Here is a 17,886-nt window from a genome sequence, read left to right as displayed (position 1 = left end):
GATCAGCGGCGGGCGATGCGCGGATCGAAATAGTCGCGCAGCGCATCACCCGTCAGGTTGATGCAGAGCAGCGACATCACGATCAGCAAGCCGGGGAATAGCGACAGCCAGGGCGCGTCGGCCACGAATTGCCGGCTTTCCGCCAGGATGCCGCCCCAGCTTGGATAAGGGGGCGGCACGCCCAGGCCGAGGAAGCTCAGCGCGCTCTCGGACAGCAGGGCCTGCGCGAAATAGGCGCTGGCCAGAACGGTCAGCGGCCCGACCATGTTGGGCACGATATGGCGCAGGATGATGAACAGATGCGGATGGCCGAACAGGCGCGCCGCCTCGACAAAGCCGCTTTCGCGAAGCGAGAGCACGCTGCCGCGTACGACGCGCGCGACGTTCGGGGTATAGGCAAGCCCCAGCGCCAGCACCACGCCTGTCTCGCTCGCCCCCAGTACCGAGATCAACGCCAGCGCCAGCAATATGCCCGGCATGGCGAGGAACGCATCCACGAACGCGGAGGCGATCCTGTCGGTCGCGCCCCGGAAATAGCCGGCGCATGTGCCGATCAATATGCCGAGCAGCAGCGAGACGGTGACGGTCGCCAGGCTGATCCTGATGCTGACCCCCGCCCCCACCAGCAATCGGCTCAGCAGGTCCCGACCAAAAGGATCGGTCCCCAGCCAATGCGTGGCGGATGGCGGCTGGAGCCGCGCGGAGACCGACAACGCCAGCGGATCGAGCGGGGTCCAGAAGGATCCGATCAGCGCGAGAAGGCAAATCGCGATCAGCCCGCAGGCACTGGCCGCATAGGCCGGCGAACGCCGGATCTGGCGGACAAATTCCTTCATTGCGCCCTCACGCGCGGATCGAGCAGCGGATAGATCAGGTCCACCGCGATGTTGATCGCGATATAGATCAGGACGATGAACAGCAACGTGCCCTGCACCACCGGATAGTCGCGCGCATAGATCGCATCGACCAGGAAGCGGCCGAGCCCCGGCAGGCCGAAGATCGTCTCGATCACCGCCGCGCCGCTGAGCAGCGAGCCCAGGATCAGCCCGAGCATGGTCAGCGTCGGCGACAGCGCGTTCTTCACCGTATGCCGCCACAGCACAGCACGCTCGGGAATGCCCTTGGCGCGGGCATAGGCGATATAGTCCTGGCTCAGGACCTCGATGGTGCTCGCGCGCATCAGCCGGGTGAGGATCGCCGCCTCGACGAAGACGAGCGAGACCACCGGCATGACGATGTGCAGCAGCCATTCGGACGGGCGCTGCGAGAAATCGACGAAACCCATGGTCGGCAACCAGCCGAGCGCCTCGCCGAAAAGCATGATCAGCAGCATCCCCACCCAGAAGCTGGGAACCGAGAGGAACAATGTCGCGGTCGCCACGATCGCGTTATCCGGCGTCCGGCCGCGATGGCGGGCGGCCAAGATGCCCGCCGGCAGCGCGATCGCGGCGGCAAGAACGAAGGCGATGCCGACCACCTGCGCCGTCACCCAGAAATGTTCGAGCAATGCCGGCCCCACCGGATCGCCGGTCATGAAGGATGTGCCGAGATCGCCGGTCGCGACCGCTTTCAGCCAGATCAGATATTGAATCGGCAATGGCCGATCGAGCCCCATCTGTTCGCGGATCGCCGCAAGCTGGGCGTCATCCCCGACATCGCCCAGCAGCAGCGCGGCGGGATCGCCCGGCACCATGCGCAGCAACGCGAAGATGAAGATCGATGTGATCAGAAGCGTCGGGATGACGCCGATCAGCCGGCGTATCAGGAAACCCGTCATCGCGCCCGCACCTTCACACCCCACAGTCGCGGCCGGCCAAAGGCCCAGGGCTTGTACCCCTCCAGCTTCCTGCTCGCGATATCGACGACAAGATCGTTGTACAGGCCGATGATCGGCACCTGCTTCTCCATTTCGAGGTGGAGGGTATCCAACAATTGCTGAATCTCGGCGTCGCTCGATGCGGTTTCCAGCCGGGCGACCAGCGCCCGTGCCGTCGGATCATCCCATTGCACGCTGGCGCGATCGGCCTTCGAGCCGACAAAATTGCCGTAGAGCAGGGACGGATGGCTGCGCGCCGAATAGCCGAAGGTCGAGAGCTGGAAATTGCCGGTCGTGAAATTGTGGAGTTGCGTTGCCCAGTCATACATCTCGATCTTCGCGTTGAAGCCCGCCGCCGCCAGCATCGCCTGCACCGCGACCGCGCTGTCATACATGTAAGAGAATTTGCGATTGGCCTGGATGCGGATCACCTGCCCGCGATAGCCCGCCTCACGCGCCATTCGCCGCGCGAGCGCCGGATCATAGGCAAGCCATCGATCCTCGACCGGGCCGTGATACCGGCTGAGATGCTGGGTCGCGGAAGGATTGACGGCGGCGAGACCCGCCGTCGAGAAAGTGGTCACCATCGCCGGCGAAATCGCATGGGCGATCGCGCGGCGAATCCGGACATCGGACAACAGGGGATCGCGCGTCTGGATCAGCAGCACCGACCAGTCGAGCGTCGGCTGACGATAGACGTTGATGTCGCCCCGCGTCTTCGCGCGCGCGGTCACCTCGCGATAGGCACTGAGCGGCACAGCGAACAACAGGTCGATATTGCCCGCATAGACGGCGGACTTGGCGGCGATCCGATCCGGCGTCACCACGAAGACGAGACGATCGGCATAGGCGATCTTGCGGCCCGTCACGCCACTGGGCGGATCGCTGCGCGCTGCATAGCCGGCAAAGCGGGTCAGCGTCACCGACCGCCCCTTGCGCCACTCGCCAAGCATATAGGGGCCGGTGCCGACTGGCTGGCGCCAACGTCCATCGGGCGCGACCGAGGACGGATGCAGGATCGCGGTCTGGCACTGGAGATTGGCCATCCGGTCGAGGAACAGCACGCTTGGCTTGTTCAGCCGGAACGCGATCCGGTCGGGCGCAAGCACCTGCACCGCTTCGAGCTTCAACCCTCCCGCGCCCGAACCGTCATAGAATTCGCGGCAGCGAAAGCCGGTTTCGGGGCGCAGCATCCGATCCCAGGACCATTTCACCTCGGCCGCCGTGAGCGGCGCACCATTGTGGAAGTGCACACCCTTGCGCAGCGTGAACATATAGGTGCGGCCGCCGTCCGAAACGTCGATCCGCTCGGCGAGCAGTGGCCCCACCGTCAGGTCGTCGCGATAGCCGACCAGCGCTTCCCCGACATGGTAAAGCACCATGTCGGTATTACCGTCGCGCAATACGCCCGGATTGGTGCTGAGGATGTCGGAATTGATCGCGACGCGGATCTCGCTGCCCATGGAGGCCGACGGCGTAGAGGGTGGCGCGACGGACCCGAACGCCCACAGGGCGCCTCCCCCCACCAGCAGCAGCGGCAGGATCACCGGCGCGTGATCGCGCAGCATTCGCACGATGTTCAAAGATCGACCCATAGCCGCCACAGATTGGATACAGTTTTCGACAATGTGTCGAACGACGCGGTCTTGCCGTCGCGGAGGAACATCTCGCGGCGCACCGTCTCCAGATCGAACAGCATCTGGCGATGTTCGGTGCTGCGGATGAGCGACTGCACCCAGCCCACCGCCACCGATCGCACGCCACGCGTCACCGTCTCCACCCGGTGCAGACTGGTCGACGGATAGAGCAGCATCGCGCCCGCCGACAATTTGAAGCTCTGCGTGCCCTGCATATCTTCGATCGACAGCTCACCGCCGTCATAATCGGCGGGATCGCCCAGAAAGATCGTGAAGGAAAGGTCCGACCGGATCGACGGTTTGCCCGACATCACGGCATTGTCGACATGATCGCCATAACCCATGCCGGTCTCGTAGCGGCTGAACAGGATCGGGCTGATCGTCTTGGGCCCGGCGGCAAGCGCGAACAATTCGCTGCGTGCCAGGGCGTCCGTGATCAGCGCCTGCAAATGGTCACGCACAGGCTTGTCGGCCTCGAGCTGAAGATTGCGCTTCACCTCGCGCGCGGCCCAGCCCGCTGTCTTTTCGCCAGACGCGAAGGATGCGCGATCCAGCGTCTTGCGGATATCGGCGAGTTCGTCGGACGTCAGTATATCAGCAATGCAAAGGATCATGGCGTGCTCGTTCGTACCGCGCCCCATGGCCGCGAAACGATTTCACGGCCATCGCTGCAATGTTCTGGGCGATGTCCGATCGGATATGATCACCCGACCGGACATCGCGGAATTCAGTGCTCAGGCGCGGGTCACCCCACCTGCTTGCCGGCGAGCAGCTTGTATCCCTTCCCGCTCATCGTCCCCTTCTCGCCATCGAACAGCGCGAAGCTGTCGAGCAGCAGCGCAACATAGCTGCAGGTCTTGTCGGTCTTGCCGTTCGCCGTGATCGTCCGGCAGATCTGGTCCCCCTGCATCGCCCAGCTTCCGCTGGCCGGATATTTGGTCAGCTTGTAGCATCCCTTGGAGCCGTTGAAATGATCTTCGCCGAGCCTGACGCCGGTGGGGCAGGCACCGGGCGAGATCACCGCCCAGCTTCCCATCCAGCCGGAGAGCGTGCCCGACTTGTCGTAATGAAGCGCGCTCCCGCCGCTGGCGTAAAGCGTGTTGCCGGTCAGCGCCTTGCGCACCTGGAATGCGTGAAGCGCGGGCGAGGTCACGCTCGGCAGCATCTTGGTGAAGCCACGACCGCCTTCGCCGCCTTCACCGGCCAGCACCTTTTCCAGCGCGCGATCGAAGCCGCCGGGGAAATCATCGGTGCCGGTCTCGGCGCCCGCCTCGTTGCCCGTCTCACCGGGCGCACCACCCAGCGCCTGCATCGCGGTGGTGGCGACCGTGGCCGCGGCGGGCGGCGCGGCGGTTTCGGCGGAAGCCGCCCCGCTCATCACGGCGCAGGCGCCGATGCCATACCAGATCTTCGTCATCGTACGCATTCCGGTCTCCCTTGCTTGTTCTTCACGATGATCGGCGGCGCGCTCAGTACCAGGCGCCGCGATAGTGACCGCGCAGGCCGGTTCCGATGAGCTGGGCGGTTTCGACACAGGCGGTTTCCGCGTCATCGATCGTGCCCGAATGCTGCATGAAGCCGTGGGTCAGCGATCCGTAGTTCCTGTAGATCACCGGCACGCCCTCGGCTTTCAGCCGGTCGGCCAGCGCCCTGCCCTGATCGCGCAATATATCGTAGCCGGCGGTGACCACGATCGTCGGCGGCAAGCCCGACAGATCCCTGGCGCGGATCGGCGACAGATGGGGATTGTTGAGATCCGCGCCCTGCGCCAACGCGAGTTCCAGCATCTTGTCGGCGAAATGCTTGTCGAGGCCATAGCCCTTCGAGAATTTGTCGAACGAGCTGTAGCTGTAATTGAGATCGGTGACCGGGTAATAGAGCAGCTGATAGGCGGGAACGATCTTGCCATCCTCCCACTGCTTCAGCGACGTGACCATCGCCATCTGCCCGCCGGCGCTGTCACCGCCCACACCGACGCGGCTCGGATCGCCGCCGAAGCTGCCGGCATTGGCCTGGGTCCATTGGAACACCGCCTGCGCATCCCTTTGCGGCTCCGGCAGCTTCACCTCGGGCGACATGCGATAATCCGCCGAAACGACGATCACGTCACCTTCATTGGCGATCAACCGGGTCGCGCGGTCGGCGGCCTCCAGGCTGCCCATGATCCAGCCGCCACCATGATAATATACGAGCACCGGCAACGGCCCGCGCCGATCGGTCTTCGGTGTGTAGATGCGGATATTGAGCTCGCCGGCGGGACCGCGGATCTTCCGATCTTCCACCTTCGCCATCGCTTCGGTGATCTTTGTCCGATAAGTCCAGGTGCGATCGACCGCGCGCCGGGCGTCATGGCGCTGTTGGGGAATCTGGAACTGATCCCACCAAGCGTTCATCGCCGAGATCGCCTCTTCCTTGCGGCCGCGCTGCTCCTGATAATATTGGATCTTCGGGTGCAGCCTGTTGCCGTCGATCATCTCGGGCGGGTTCTGCAAACGTTGCTCGAACCATTTGTTCGGCTTCTTGTAGAGTTCCAGCCGCTCCGCTTCCGCCTGAGTGGGGGGCGGCGCGGGCTCGGCGAGCAGGCTGCCCGATGATGTGAGCGACGCTCCCAAAAATCCCAGCGCAGCGATGCCGCGCACGATCATCCGCTGAACCATTCTCTGAGCCTCCCTGGGCCAGGCTGACATGCCGACCAATGGAACAAAGACGAAGGGCCCGCGAAAATACCGGACAACCGCATTCGTCCGCCGGGACTCGGGTGAATCCATGGGTCGAATCACCGATCATCCCGGCAACGAAAAAATCACAGAGAAAAATATATCATTGATATTCAATGTCTTAATCTCAGACAATTTGATTTGAAAAATTGGTGACTATATGTCAGACTTTTCTCGTTGATCGCCGATGTGCCTGTCGCACCGCGATCCACCGGTTGGAGAAATCTCAAGAACCAACGCTATCGGATGGGGGAAACAGTGTCTGTTCAGCATGGGTGGGTAGATTCGGCATTCATTGATCATTCGGCGCGCGTGAGATCATATATTCACGCGCGGACAGGCTGCCGGGAAACGGCCGAGGACATCACGCAAGAGGTCTTCCTGAAGCTCCATGGCGTGGAGAATGGCGAGCAGATCTCGAATGTCGGCCACTATGTCGTTCGCATGGCGCGCAATCTGCTGATCGATCACAGCCGGTCGGCGAGCGGGAAGATCTGCAGCCAGACCACGGCAACGATCGAGGATGCGTTCGACATGGCGGCCGACGAGCCTTCGCCGGAGGACATGCTGATCATGCGCAACGAAATATCCGGAATCTTCGCGGCGTTGGGCGGCATGTCCGAACTTTGCTCGCGAATCTTCTGGCAGAGCCGGGCCGAAGGTTTCCTCAATCACGAAATCGCCCAGATGCAGGGCGTCTGCATCAGCACGGTGGAAAAGAATATCAGCCGCGCCAAGAAACACTGCGCCTCGCACCTGCGCGCGCTCAATTCATAGCGGCACAGGCATGCGGGACGCCCGTGCCCAGCAGACAATGTCGATCCGGGGCCGATCCCGCTGCCACCGGGCGGAACCGATCCCGGAACAGACGATCATTGTCGAGGAAGTTGCCCACGCTGCCGGACAGACAGCGATCACCCGCCCTAGCCACGCGACCAAAGGAAGTTGTGTTACGTTGTAACATCACTTAGCAGACCCCCGTAGAAAACAGAAACGGGGCTTCATCGTGCACCTTCACATCCTCCGCCTTTCCGCAGCCTCCACTCTCGCGCTGTCTTCGGGCATCGCGCTCGCCGCCGACAGCGCCGACAGCGGCGAGATCGTCATCACGGCGTCCGGGCTGGACCAGACCGCCGACCAGACCGCGACGCCGGTGCTCTCTCTGACGGGGGAAGATCTGATCCACCGCCGCCAGGCGACGCTGGGCGAAACGCTGGCAGGGCAGCCGGGCATCAATTTCGAGAATTTCGGCGGCGGTGCCAGCCGGCCGGTGATCCGGGGCCAGACCTCGCCGCGCGTGCAGGCGCTGTCGGACAGCGCCAATATCCAGGACGCCTCCGCCATATCGCCCGATCACGCGATCGTCACCGAACCGTTGCTGCTGCGCGGAATCGAGGTGCTGCGCGGCCCCGCGACATTGCTCTACGGCAGCGGCGCGATCGGCGGCGCGGTCAATCTGCTCGACGACAAGGTGCCGACCACCCTGCCCGCCAACGGCCTGTCGGGCGTGGTAGAGGGGCGGCTGGGCACGGGCGACAAGGAACGCTCGCTGGTGGGCGGCATCACCGCGGGCGTCGGCCCCTTCGCCTTCCGCGTGGAGGGCGTCCATCGCAACAGCGACGATTATCGCGTGCCCGGCGGATTCGGATCGCGCCGCGTCGCCGGATCGTACAACGACACCTCCACGTTCAGCGCGGGCGGCGCCTGGATCGGGCCGCGCGGCTATCTCGGCGTCGCCTATACCCGCCAGCGCAGCGAATATGGTCTGCCCGGTCACAGCCACGATTATGAGGGCTGCCATCCGCACGGCACCAGCCTGCATTGCGGCAGCCATAGCCATGACGACCATGATCATGACCACGACCATGATCACGACGACGAGATCCCCTTCGTGAAATTGCGGAGCGAGCGTTTCGATATCCGCAGCGATTACGACGATCCGCTGCCCGGTATCGAGAAGGTCCGCTTCCGCCTGTCCTTCACCGATTACGAGCATGACGAGATCGAACATGACGAGGTGGCGACGACATTCCGCAACAAGGCGCACGACCTGCGCTTCGAACTGACTCACAAGCCGATCGGCGGGCTGCGCGGCGTGATCGGCGTGCAACGCTCCGAAAGCGATTTCAGCGCACTGGGCGAGGAAGCGTTCCTGATCGACACCGACACGCGCAGCACCGCGCTGTTCCTGATGGAAACGCTCCAGCTCGGCCCGGTTCGCCTGGAAGCGGCGGCGCGCAAGGAATGGCAGCGCGTCGATCCCGCCGACGCGCGCTATCCGACGACGAAGCACGCCCCATTCTCCCTGTCCGGCGCGGCGATCTGGGACGTGGCGGACGGCTATTCGGTGGCGCTGTCGCTCGCCCGGTCGCAGCGCGCGCCAAGCGTGCAGGAACTCTTCGCCTATGGCATCCATCTGGCGACCAACACCTATGAAATCGGCATGGTGACAGGCAATGCGCGCCTCCCGACGAAAGTGTCTCTGGACGAGGAAACCGCGAGATCGATCAACCTCACCCTGCGCAAGACGACGGGTGCGACGACCTTCACGATCGGTGCCTATCATCAGGACTTCGACAACTACATCTATGCCCGGACGCTCGACAGCTTCGAGGATTTCCGCCTGATCCGCTATGTGGGCGCGGACGCGACCTTCACCGGCATCGATGGCGAGATCCGGCACCAGATCACACCCGGCATCGCCGCCACCGTCTTCGGCGATTATGTGCGCGCGAAGCTGAAGGACGGCGGCGGCAACCTGCCGCGCATCCCGGCCGGACGACTGGGCGGCCGTGTGGACGGGCAATGGGGGCCGATCACGGCCAATGCCGAATATTACCGGGTCTTCGGTCAGGATCGGATCGCCTCTTTCGAGACGCGCACGGCGGGTTACGACATGCTCAACGCAACGCTCGCCTATCGGCTCGACCTGGGATCAGACAACAGCGCCGAACTGTTCGTGCGCGGCACCAACCTGACCAACGCCCTCGCCTATAACCACACGTCGTTCATCAAGGACGCGTCGCCACTGCGCGGCCGCAATGTCGTGTTCGGCCTCAGGGCGGCGTTCTAAGGCCCGCATGACACCCACAGCGAACGGCCCGTTCCGCTTCATCGAGGATCTTCAGGGCGATGCACCCTGGGGATCCTTTCTCGACGCCGGCACGGGCACGCACTCGATCCGCTGGGTGGCCTCGCTTGCCACCGAGCGCTGGACAGCGGTGACGGGCGCCGAAGGGCATGCGATCCAGGTGCGCGACGCCGTCGCCGCGCTTCGCCGACCGCAGGACCGGATCGTCCTCGGCAATTGGGCGGACGATGCCCTGCTGGCGAACGAGCGCTACGACACCGTGCTCGCCGATTATCTGCTCGGCGCGATCGAAGGCTTCGCGCCCTATTTCCAGCACCGGCTGTTCGCCCGGCTGAGGCGCATCACCGGCCGGAGGCTCTATGTCGTCGGGGTCGATCCTTATGTCGGCATCGAAAGCGGCAGCGAAGACGGGCGGCTGATCGGCGAGATCGGCCGGTTCCGCGACGCCTGCCTGCTGCATGCCGGAGAGCGGCCGTATCGCGAATATCCCATGCAATGGGTGGCCGACCATCTCCAGGCATCGGGCTTCCGGACCATCGCCGCGCGACGCTTTCCGATCCGCTACCGCGCGCGCTTCGTGAACAGCCAGATCGACATGTGCAAACCACGGCTGGCAAGCCTTGCCGATCGTGCGCTGGCGGATGCGCTGGCGGCAAGAGGCGAGCGGATCAGGGCGGCGGCGCTCGATGCCGCCGCACGTGGAGACGGCATCGCGCACGGCCATGATTATGTCATCGTCGGCGAGCCTTGCTGATCAGCCGCCAGTCCCGGCGACACTCACTTGGTCGTGTAGCCTCCATTCACCAGGATCGTCTGGCCCGTCATCCACCAGCCATCCGACACCAGCATCCGAATCCACGGCACGATATCCGCGATATCGGTGAGGCCGGTCTTCGAGAATGCGGACAGCGCGGCCGCCGACCTGTGATAGGCGACGGCATCCTCGCCCTCCGCCGGATAGAAGAAGGGCGTATCCATCGGGCCCGGCCCGATCGCGGTCACCGAAATGCCGCGTTCGCCGAATTCCTTCGATGCCGCCCGCGTGAAATGTTCGACCGGCGCCTTGGTGCCCGCATAGGCGGCATAATAGGGTGTGAAGGCACCGAGCAACGAGGTCACCAGCGTACAGATCTTGCCATTGTCGTTCACATGGCGGCCGGCCTCGCGCAGGAAGAAGAACGCCGCCTTGGCGTTGACGGCCGCCATCTCGTCATATTCGGCCTCGCTGATCTCGGTCAGCGGCTTCTTGAGCACCTTGCCGACGGTGTTGATCGCGATATCGGGGCGGCCGACAGCGGCGATGGCGTCGGCGAACAGCTTCTCGATGGCGGCGGCCGATGTCAGATCGGCCTGGAACGCGACAGCCTGAGCGCCTGCGGCCTCGACCGCCGCCAACGTTTCCTCCGCCGCAGCGGCCGAGGCCGCGCTGTTGTAGTGGATGGCGACGGCGCGGGCGCCATGCTCCGCCAGGTCACGCGCGATCAGGCCACCGAGATTCTTGCCCCCACCGGCGATGAGAACCGTTTTTCCGCCAATGCCATGATCGACCATCGCTCAATCTCCATCGTTCCGCCGGCCATTCCCGATGGCGCGGCACAACGAAAACTAGGGCGGATCCACCGCGCTCGCTTCCGTATTCCGGCGAATCTTCGTAATCTGGCGCAGCTCCATCGATATGAGGAGGATGTGCTTGCGCGAAACGCCCCTGCAGGTCTGGGACGGCCGCCGCCCCCGCCTGCCGCGCGCGGTGGTCAGGCGCCGCGAGGTCAGGATCGGCAGGATCGGCATCGTCGCCGCGACCGAGAATCTCCGCGCGGCGACCGATTGGTGTTTCGAGGAGGAACACCACACCATCGTCGCCCATCTCGACGGCCGGCTCGACCGCATGGACTGCACCTTCTCCAGCGGCCCCTCGGGCCGAGCCATCCCGTCGCGTGGCGACATATGGATGATCCCGGCCGGATGCCGCTATGCCGCGCTGGCACAAGGCGAACATGCCCGGTTCGTCGAACTGACCATTCCGGCGTCGATGCTTGCCGATACTCCAATCAAGGCACGCGTGCGCCACCGCGACGATTTCCTGTTCGGCGCGGCAGCCAGGCTGGCCGACCTGATCGAGCGGCCTGACGACGATCTCGCGCGCATGACCGCCCATGCCATCACGGATGCGGTGCAACTGCACCTGCGCGAACATTATGGTGCTCCACGCGCTCGTTCCGGCAAGCGTCGGCTATCCCCGGCCGATCGCAACGCCCTTGTCGAGGCAATCGGGGATCGAACGGAAGCGCGTCATTCGCTGTCATCGCTCGCGGCGCTTGTCGATATGGACGTACGTCGCTTCACCGCCGCCTTCACCCACGCATTCGGCCTGACGCCCTGGCAATATGTCCTGCGCACGCGGCTGGAGGAAGCGGCGCGCCTGCTGCGTCAAACCGATGCGCCCGTGACGGACATCGCTCTCGGCGTCGGCTTCGCGACCCCAAGCCACTTCGCCACGGCCTTTGCGCGCCATTTCGGTGCGCCGCCGTCGCGCTACCGGGTCTCGCGAAGCTGACGCCGCGCGATGCTCAGCGGCCGGGTTCGTAGCGCGATTGCCTGATCAGCGCGCCGAACTGCCGCGCCGTTTCGACACAGGCGCGCTCGGCGTCGTCGATCGTACCGGAAAACTGCATGAAGCCATGAATGAGCGACGCATAGTTGGTGTATTGCACATTCACGCCATCCTTGATCAGCCGTTCGGCATAGGCCCTTCCATGATCGCGGATGGGGTCGAAACCCGCCGTGGCGATGATCGCTGGCGGCATATCCCTGAAATTCGCGGCATTGATCGGCGAGGCATAGATATGGTTGCGCAGCTTGGGATCGTCGAACGCCAGATCGACCATCATCTCCATGAATGGCAGATCGAGTCCATAACCGATGCGGAACAGGTCATATGACGGATATTGCCGCTCGCTCATGTCGATCGCGGGATAATAGAGCAATTGGACCCTCGGGCCCGGACGCCCCTCGCGCAGATGCTTGAGCGAAATCGCCGCGGACATCATCGCGCCGATACTGTCGCCCCCGATCCCCACGCGTGCGGGATCACCGCCCAACGCGGTGGCATTCGCGACGACCCAATCGAACGCGGCCTCGGAATCCTGATTGGCGACGGGGAATTTATTGACGGGCGCCATGCGGTAATCGACCGAGACGACGATCACGGACGCTTCGTTGGCGATCAGCCGCACCGCGCGGTCGGCAGCGGCGGCGCTGCCGAACAACCAGCCACCGCCATGAAGATAGACCAGCACCGGCAGCGGGCCGCGCTGCCCCGTCACCTTGGGCGTATAGATGCGGACGGGTACGGCGCCGTTCGGCCCGGCCACTTCACGATCCTCCACCTTCGCCATCGGTGCGGTGACTTTGGTACGGAAGGTCCAGCTACGATCGGTCGAGTTGCGGGACTTGGCGGCGGCGGCGGGATCTCGCAGCTTCGCCGCCTGCGCAACGCGCTTGGCCTCGGCGCTCTCGCGCCCGTCGCCGGCGCGCTGCTCCAGATAATATTGGTATTTCGGGTGAAGCTTCTGCCCGTCGACCACGACCTGCGGATGTTTGAGCAGCTTCACGAACACGTCATTGGGCTGCTGTTCGAACGCCGCCGTCTTCTCTTCCTCGGCGGTCGGCTCGATATTGGGGATGGTTTGCGCCAGCAATGGCTGCGCGCCCGTGAAGGCAAGGCATGCGGCCACGGCGCACGACATCTGGCGGAACGTCATCGCGTTATTCTCCCTAATCTTTTCAGTGTCGCGCGCTCGGTCCCGCTTGTCGACCGGGCGCATCGATGAGGGCGAAGGCCCTCAATATTTCAGGCGATATTTGATCAGAGCGGTCGCGCCGGGTGCGGTGGCGTAGCCATAGGCCAGCGACGGAACCACCGTCTGGTTCAGCACCGGGAAGTAATATTTGTTGAAGATATTCTGGATACCGACGCTCAGATTGCCAGGCCCCACCGGGCCGCTCACCGAAACATCGGCGGTGAAATAACTGTCGATCGGCGATTTGGCCGTCACCGTCCATTTCGGCACGGTCGGGAAACGATTCTCCGATCCCGAATAAATGCCCTGCACGCGAAGCCGCCACTCGGGGCCGAATTCATATTCGGCATAGCCCGTCACCTTCAGCGGCGGGACGCGCCAGAAATCAAGCTTGGTTTCGTAGATGCCGTCCGAGTTCGCGTCCTGCTTGCTGTTGGCCCAGCCGATCGTGCCGCCGAACTGGACCGGATCGAAATCGAAATCGAGCGACCCTTCGACGCCCCAGATCTTTTCCGGCGCGCGCACCAGATCGAGAGTGATCGGGTTGAAGGTCGAGCCCAGCTTGGATTTGTTGTAATAGAAGGTCAGCGAATAGCGGATATGATCGCCGCCGCCACGGATACCGCCCTCGAAATTGTCGATGATCTGCGCGTTGAGGTCCTTGACGATCTTGTCGATCGAAGGCTGTGTCGTGACACGCAGCACGCGGCCGACATCCGCCACGCTGAACCCCTGCGAGAAGGCGAGGAACAGGGTCGCCATATCGTCGATTTTCGCCGACGCGCCGATGTTGAAGACAGTCGAGTTATAGTCGCGCCGTCCGCCGATCACCCGGTTGCCGCCACGCAACCGCGTATAGTCGCCGACCGCGCCCGCGAATTGCTGGACAATCGTGAAGTCGGGAACCTCGAGCGATGCGTCATCATAGCGCATGCCGCCTTGCAGCGTCAGCCAGTCCGTCGGCTCCAGCAGCAATTGCGCGAAAGCGGAATAGGTGTTGAGCGTGATGAACGGCATGTTACGCCGGCTATAATCCTCCATCAGCGGCTCGCCGGTCTTGTCGCGTACCCATTCGGCGCCCCACAACAGTTTGCCCTTGAGCGATTCCGATATCGTCGACAGCGGCGTATTCACCTCGGCGCGGACGCCATATTTGCTTGCCTTGATCGAACTGGTGCCGCCCGACGGCACATAAGCGGGGTTGAACGCGAACGATCCGCGATAGGACTGGTAAAGCCCCTGCACGGTCAGCTTGCTGCCCAATATGTCGCCGTTGATATAGCTGAGCCCGGCGAACACATTCCTGGTGAAAGGATCGATCGGACCACGGCCGAACTGGGCCGCCTGGGGCGAGGTCTTCAGCGTGGCGATCGACTTCATCCCGCCGGGCACCGCGCAGGCGCAGCCGACATAATCGGTGGTCTGGTCGTTCTTGTAATAATTGACCAGCGCCTCGATCCGGCTACTCGCGCCGAAATCGTAACCGAGCTTCAGGAACGCGGCATAGGTCTTGGACTCGGCCTGCCCGCCCTGGCCGAAGGGATCGGGCGCGATTGGATCGCCCGCCGCGTCATAATACAGACCCGTCGATTCATAGGAGCCCGAGAAGACGATATCGACGCCGCCCAGCTTGCCGCTCGCCGATTGCCGCACCTGATAGGAAAAACCGTCCGACGTCGGATTGCTCAGCGAAGTGCCGAAACCCAGCTCCGTCGCGAATTCCCAGTCATCGCCCTTGGGCCGCTTGGTGATGTAGTTGACATAGCCGCCAGCGCCGCCCTGACCATAGATCGCGGTCGCGCCGCGAATGACCTCGATCGTCGCCAGCGCGCCGGGATCGATCAGGCGCATGTCGCGCCCACCGCCACGCAACGGCACCGTCTGGGGAAAGCCGTCGATCAGATAGGCGATACGCCGGCCGCGCATCGTCGCGGTGAAGTTCGACGCATCGAACTGTGGCGGCGCCAGGCCGGGAACCGATTGGGCAAGGATCTGCGCGACATCGTTCGTGGTTTCGAGCAGCTTGCCGATCTGGGCCTCGTCGATCAGGCTGACCGAACCCGGATAGGCATCGACGCTCGAGATCAGGCGCGATCCGCTGACGACGATATCCTCGTTCGACTTGTCGTCGGTCGCCCCCTCCGCCTGCTGCGCGTCATCGGCCGCGAAGGCTGCCGCTGGCACCCAGAGCATCGTTGCGGCCAGCAGCGCCGTCATCGATACATGTTTACGCAAACAGCCATTGAGCAGCTTTTTCATCGCGCTTTCCCCTTTGTGGATGTGGCCTTCCGATCGTGGCCAACTTGTTTCGCTGGGAAGGACGAGTGCCTGACGCAAAAACCGGACTGCGCCGGATCAGTCACGATCGCAATCGATCCGCGATCAAAAAAATTATGCGGACCGGTCCGGAAGCAGAGCCGCCTTTCCGTCTAACCAACCACATGCGCAAGCACCTGATTATCGCGAAGAGCCCAGCACAGATGACACAAACCGACCTTCAAACTCCGTTTCCGCTGATCCATGTGGAGGGCCCCGCCTTCGAACGCGGGATCAGCTATGGCCGCCAGGCGGGCGATCGCATCGATGTCGGCCTGTCCATCTATCGCGACGCGTTCGAGGTCGCCGGCATCGGATGGCGCGAGGCGATGGGTTATGCCGAGCGCTTCCGCCAGCAGGTGGAGGGTTATGACCCCGAAATGTATCGCGAGATCGAGGGGATCGCGAAGGGCAGCGGTCAGCCTGTGGAAGCGATTGTCGCTCTCAATGCGCGCACCGAGATCATCTTCTGGCGCGACAACGAGCTGGATGTCCATCACGCGCCGACTGGGCTTCAGGAGGAATGCACCGCAGCGCTCGCCCTGCCCGGCGCCACCAGCGACGGCCATCTGCTCCACGGCCAGAACTGGGACTGGAACCCACGCTGCGCCGGCTCCGCCGTGGTCCTGCGTGTCGTCAACGACAATGGCCCAGACATGCTGAGCTTCGTCGAGGCCGGCCAGCTCGCCCGGCACGGCATGAACAGCGCCGGCGTCGCGCTGACGGTCAACGGCCTCCAATGCGATCAGGATTGCGGCGTGATGGGCGTGCCGAATCCATTGATCCGCCGCCGCCTGCTACAGTCGCACACGCTGGCGGCGGCGATCGACGCGGTGCTGAGCACACGGATCTCCTTCTCCCACAGCCTGATGCTCAGCCATCCGGACGGCTCGGCGGTCTGCCTGGAGGTAACGCCGTCCGACGCCTTCTGGCTGCAGCCGGAAAACGGCATCCTCGTCCATGCCAATCATTTCAAATGTCCCGTCGCACGGGGCAAGGTGCGTGATACCGGCCTTCAGCGCTGCCCTGAATCGCTCTATCGCGACCAGCGCCTGCTCGACCATCTGAACGCGCATCGCGGCAGCATAGACCTGGACCTGATCAAACAGGGCCTGGCCGACGATTTCGGCGCGCCCGACGCGATCCTGCGCACGCCGAAGGCGCGGCCGGGTGGCAATCTTTCCGGCACCGTCGCGACATTGATCATGGATACGACGGCGCAGAAGATGTGGATAGCGCCCAGCCCGTATCTGGGCATATCCTTTACGGAATACAGCATGGCGGCCTGACGCCCGCCCCTTTCACTCGGGACGCTCGAACCTGCGGCGATATCGGAAGGGCCCGTGAACAAGACTCTCTACAAGCTTCATCGCTGGATCGGGCTCACCCTCGGGCTGTTGCTGCTGGTCCAGTCCCTGACCGGCCTGATCCTTACGCACAAGGAGCCGCTGGCCTATTGGTTCGGCGATGCCGTGCGCGCGGACAATGGCCGGCCGGCCACGCTCGACCGCATCGTCGCGAGCATCCATGCCGCGCGACCGGGCGACCGGATAGAACGGATCATCTATCCCCAGCATTATGATCTGCCGCTGACAGTGCGAACGGTCTCGCCTGGAAAAAGCGATTTCGACGTCGTGAACGTCGACCCCGCCACAGCTCATATCCTCTCATCGGGCTCGCTCGGGCAATCGCCGCTGCAATTCACCGAGCGCGTCCATGTCGCGCTGCTGATGGGCGCGAGCGGAAAAGTGATCCTGTTCATCGAGGCGGTGGGACTGCTGTTCATGGCGATCACCGGCCTTATCCTCTGGTGGCCCCGCGCGCGGCGCTTCGTCGCCGCGCTCACCGTCCACTGGCACGGCCCTTCACTGCGCCTGTTGCGCGATCTGCATGTCGTGCCCGGCGCGCTGTCCGCGATACTGATCATCGCGAGCGCGCTGACCGGCATGGCGCTCGTCGCGCCCGCATTGCTCCGCCCCGTCGTCTCCGCGGTCGCGACCGTATCGCCAAGGGTCGAGGCCCAATGGCCCGAGATCGACCGCCCCGCCAATATCCTTTCCTGGCAGGATGCGCTCGATCGCCTGAAGACCCGCTTTCCCGACGGCAAGTTGCGCCAGATCCGTCTGGCCGGGGATGGCGATCGCATCCTGGGCGTGGTCATGATCGCCGAGAATGCGGTCAATCCGCGCGCGCATCATATCGGCTATGTCGATCGCTGGTCGGGCAAGCTCACCGTCATGGCCGATGGCAACCGCCTCCCTTCCGGGGACGCCGCCCTGGCATGGCCGTTGGCGATCCACACCGGCGAGGCTTATGGCCCGCTGCGCGGAACCTTGATGACATTGATGGGCGCCACCCTGTTCTCCATGGTCGTCACCGGTGCCTGGCTGTGGCTGCGCAAGCGACGCCCCCGGAAGAAAAGGGTTGCGCCGACAAGGCAAGGTCGAACGGGCAAACCCGCCTGATCATGGATCGAATCGTCAACGCCCTGTAAGTGAGGCGTGAACGA

General features: G+C 63.8%; 15 protein-coding genes. 6 read left to right on the top strand and 9 right to left on the bottom strand.

All coding sequences use genetic code 11. The features are described from left to right. Positions 1-2 precede the first annotated feature (2 nt). From ACODTA_RS09645 to ACODTA_RS09620, 6 genes are all read right to left on the bottom strand, one after another. Entirely contained in the window at positions 3-836 is an 834-nt protein-coding gene (locus tag ACODTA_RS09645; protein ID WP_489065688.1) for an ABC transporter permease, read from the bottom strand. Next, on the bottom strand, positions 833-1,777 hold the full coding sequence (locus ACODTA_RS09640; RefSeq protein WP_489065687.1) for an ABC transporter permease: 945 nt from the start codon (positions 1,775-1,777) through the stop codon (positions 833-835). Before ACODTA_RS09640 ends, ACODTA_RS09645 begins: the two co-directional genes overlap by 4 nt. Continuing rightward, a complete protein-coding gene (locus ACODTA_RS09635; protein WP_489065686.1) occupies positions 1,774-3,384 on the bottom strand; it encodes an ABC transporter substrate-binding protein in 1,611 nt (536 codons plus the stop codon). The genes ACODTA_RS09640 and ACODTA_RS09635 overlap by 4 nt, the downstream gene beginning before the upstream one ends. 11 nt (positions 3,385-3,395) lie before the next feature. Next, positions 3,396-4,067 (bottom strand): Fe2+-dependent dioxygenase, encoded by a 672-nt coding sequence (locus tag ACODTA_RS09630; RefSeq protein ID WP_489065685.1) that lies wholly within the window; start codon positions 4,065-4,067, stop codon positions 3,396-3,398. Between the two features lie 131 nt (positions 4,068-4,198). Further along, positions 4,199-4,879, bottom strand: coding sequence for a hypothetical protein (locus ACODTA_RS09625; protein WP_489065684.1), 681 nt, complete (start codon positions 4,877-4,879; stop codon positions 4,199-4,201). 43 nt (positions 4,880-4,922) lie between these two features. Further along, positions 4,923-6,110, bottom strand: coding sequence for an alpha/beta hydrolase (locus tag ACODTA_RS09620; RefSeq protein WP_489065683.1), 1,188 nt, complete (start codon positions 6,108-6,110; stop codon positions 4,923-4,925). A 237-nt stretch (positions 6,111-6,347) separates the two neighbouring features. On the opposite strand from ACODTA_RS09620, the gene ACODTA_RS09615 reads away from it, so the two are divergent. From ACODTA_RS09615 to ACODTA_RS09605, 3 genes are all read left to right on the top strand, one after another. Beyond that, positions 6,348-6,947 carry an RNA polymerase sigma factor gene (locus tag ACODTA_RS09615; RefSeq protein ID WP_489065682.1) on the top strand — a complete coding sequence of 200 codons (600 nt, stop codon included), beginning with the start codon at positions 6,348-6,350 and terminating at the stop codon, positions 6,945-6,947. Positions 6,948-7,176: 229 nt separating this feature from the next. Further along, positions 7,177-9,243 carry a TonB-dependent receptor domain-containing protein gene (locus tag ACODTA_RS09610; protein ID WP_489065681.1) on the top strand — a complete coding sequence of 689 codons (2,067 nt, stop codon included), beginning with the start codon at positions 7,177-7,179 and terminating at the stop codon, positions 9,241-9,243. A 7-nt stretch (positions 9,244-9,250) separates the two neighbouring features. Then, positions 9,251-10,015, top strand: coding sequence for a class I SAM-dependent methyltransferase (locus ACODTA_RS09605; RefSeq protein WP_489065680.1), 765 nt, complete (start codon positions 9,251-9,253; stop codon positions 10,013-10,015). Positions 10,016-10,038: 23 nt separating this feature from the next. Here the strand turns inward: ACODTA_RS09605 and ACODTA_RS09600 are convergent, their stop codons facing one another. Further along, positions 10,039-10,812 (bottom strand): SDR family oxidoreductase, encoded by a 774-nt coding sequence (locus tag ACODTA_RS09600; protein WP_489065679.1) that lies wholly within the window; start codon positions 10,810-10,812, stop codon positions 10,039-10,041. A 139-nt stretch (positions 10,813-10,951) separates the two neighbouring features. On the opposite strand from ACODTA_RS09600, the gene ACODTA_RS09595 reads away from it, so the two are divergent. Further along, on the top strand, positions 10,952-11,815 hold the full coding sequence (locus tag ACODTA_RS09595) for a helix-turn-helix domain-containing protein (protein ID WP_489065678.1): 864 nt from the start codon (positions 10,952-10,954) through the stop codon (positions 11,813-11,815). Positions 11,816-11,828: 13 nt separating this feature from the next. Here the strand turns inward: ACODTA_RS09595 and ACODTA_RS09590 are convergent, their stop codons facing one another. After that, on the bottom strand, positions 11,829-13,022 hold the full coding sequence (locus ACODTA_RS09590; RefSeq protein ID WP_489065677.1) for an alpha/beta hydrolase: 1,194 nt from the start codon (positions 13,020-13,022) through the stop codon (positions 11,829-11,831). A gap of 81 nt (positions 13,023-13,103) precedes the next feature. Further along, positions 13,104-15,320 carry a TonB-dependent receptor gene (locus ACODTA_RS09585; protein WP_489065676.1) on the bottom strand — a complete coding sequence of 739 codons (2,217 nt, stop codon included), beginning with the start codon at positions 15,318-15,320 and terminating at the stop codon, positions 13,104-13,106. A 221-nt stretch (positions 15,321-15,541) separates the two neighbouring features. Here ACODTA_RS09585 and ACODTA_RS09580 point away from each other — a divergent pair, with 221 nt between their 5' ends. Next, a complete protein-coding gene (locus ACODTA_RS09580) occupies positions 15,542-16,666 on the top strand; it encodes a C45 family autoproteolytic acyltransferase/hydrolase (protein WP_489065675.1) in 1,125 nt (374 codons plus the stop codon). Between the two features lie 54 nt (positions 16,667-16,720). Then, the gene (locus ACODTA_RS09575; RefSeq protein WP_489065674.1) at positions 16,721-17,842 is read left to right on the top strand and encodes a PepSY-associated TM helix domain-containing protein; all 1,122 of its coding nucleotides are present in this window, start codon (positions 16,721-16,723) and stop codon (positions 17,840-17,842) included. The last annotated feature ends 44 nt before the right edge of the window (positions 17,843-17,886 follow it).

Source organism: Sphingomonas sp. FG14, assembly GCF_057809675.1.
The sequence above is the reverse complement of the archived record's forward strand: the minus strand, read 5'-3'. Positions and strand labels throughout refer to the sequence as shown.

Excerpts from the sequence above, each read along its gene's own strand:
- ACODTA_RS09630 (WP_489065685.1), bottom strand. The coding sequence starts at position 4,067 with ATGATCCTTTGCATTGCTGATATACTGACGTCCGACGAACTCGCCGAT.
- ACODTA_RS09580 (WP_489065675.1), top strand. The coding sequence starts at position 15,542 with ATGACACAAACCGACCTTCAAACTCCGTTTCCGCTGATCCATGTGGAG.
- ACODTA_RS09620 (WP_489065683.1), bottom strand. The coding sequence starts at position 6,110 with ATGGTTCAGCGGATGATCGTGCGCGGCATCGCTGCGCTGGGATTTTTG.
- ACODTA_RS09605 (WP_489065680.1), top strand. The coding sequence starts at position 9,251 with ATGACACCCACAGCGAACGGCCCGTTCCGCTTCATCGAGGATCTTCAG.
- ACODTA_RS09585 (WP_489065676.1), bottom strand. The coding sequence starts at position 15,320 with ATGAAAAAGCTGCTCAATGGCTGTTTGCGTAAACATGTATCGATGACG.
- ACODTA_RS09600 (WP_489065679.1), bottom strand. The coding sequence starts at position 10,812 with ATGGTCGATCATGGCATTGGCGGAAAAACGGTTCTCATCGCCGGTGGG.
- ACODTA_RS09645 (WP_489065688.1), bottom strand. The coding sequence starts at position 836 with ATGAAGGAATTTGTCCGCCAGATCCGGCGTTCGCCGGCCTATGCGGCC.
- ACODTA_RS09635 (WP_489065686.1), bottom strand. The coding sequence starts at position 3,384 with ATGCTGCGCGATCACGCGCCGGTGATCCTGCCGCTGCTGCTGGTGGGG.
- ACODTA_RS09640 (WP_489065687.1), bottom strand. The coding sequence starts at position 1,777 with ATGACGGGTTTCCTGATACGCCGGCTGATCGGCGTCATCCCGACGCTT.
- ACODTA_RS09590 (WP_489065677.1), bottom strand. The coding sequence starts at position 13,022 with ATGACGTTCCGCCAGATGTCGTGCGCCGTGGCCGCATGCCTTGCCTTC.
- ACODTA_RS09625 (WP_489065684.1), bottom strand. The coding sequence starts at position 4,879 with ATGCGTACGATGACGAAGATCTGGTATGGCATCGGCGCCTGCGCCGTG.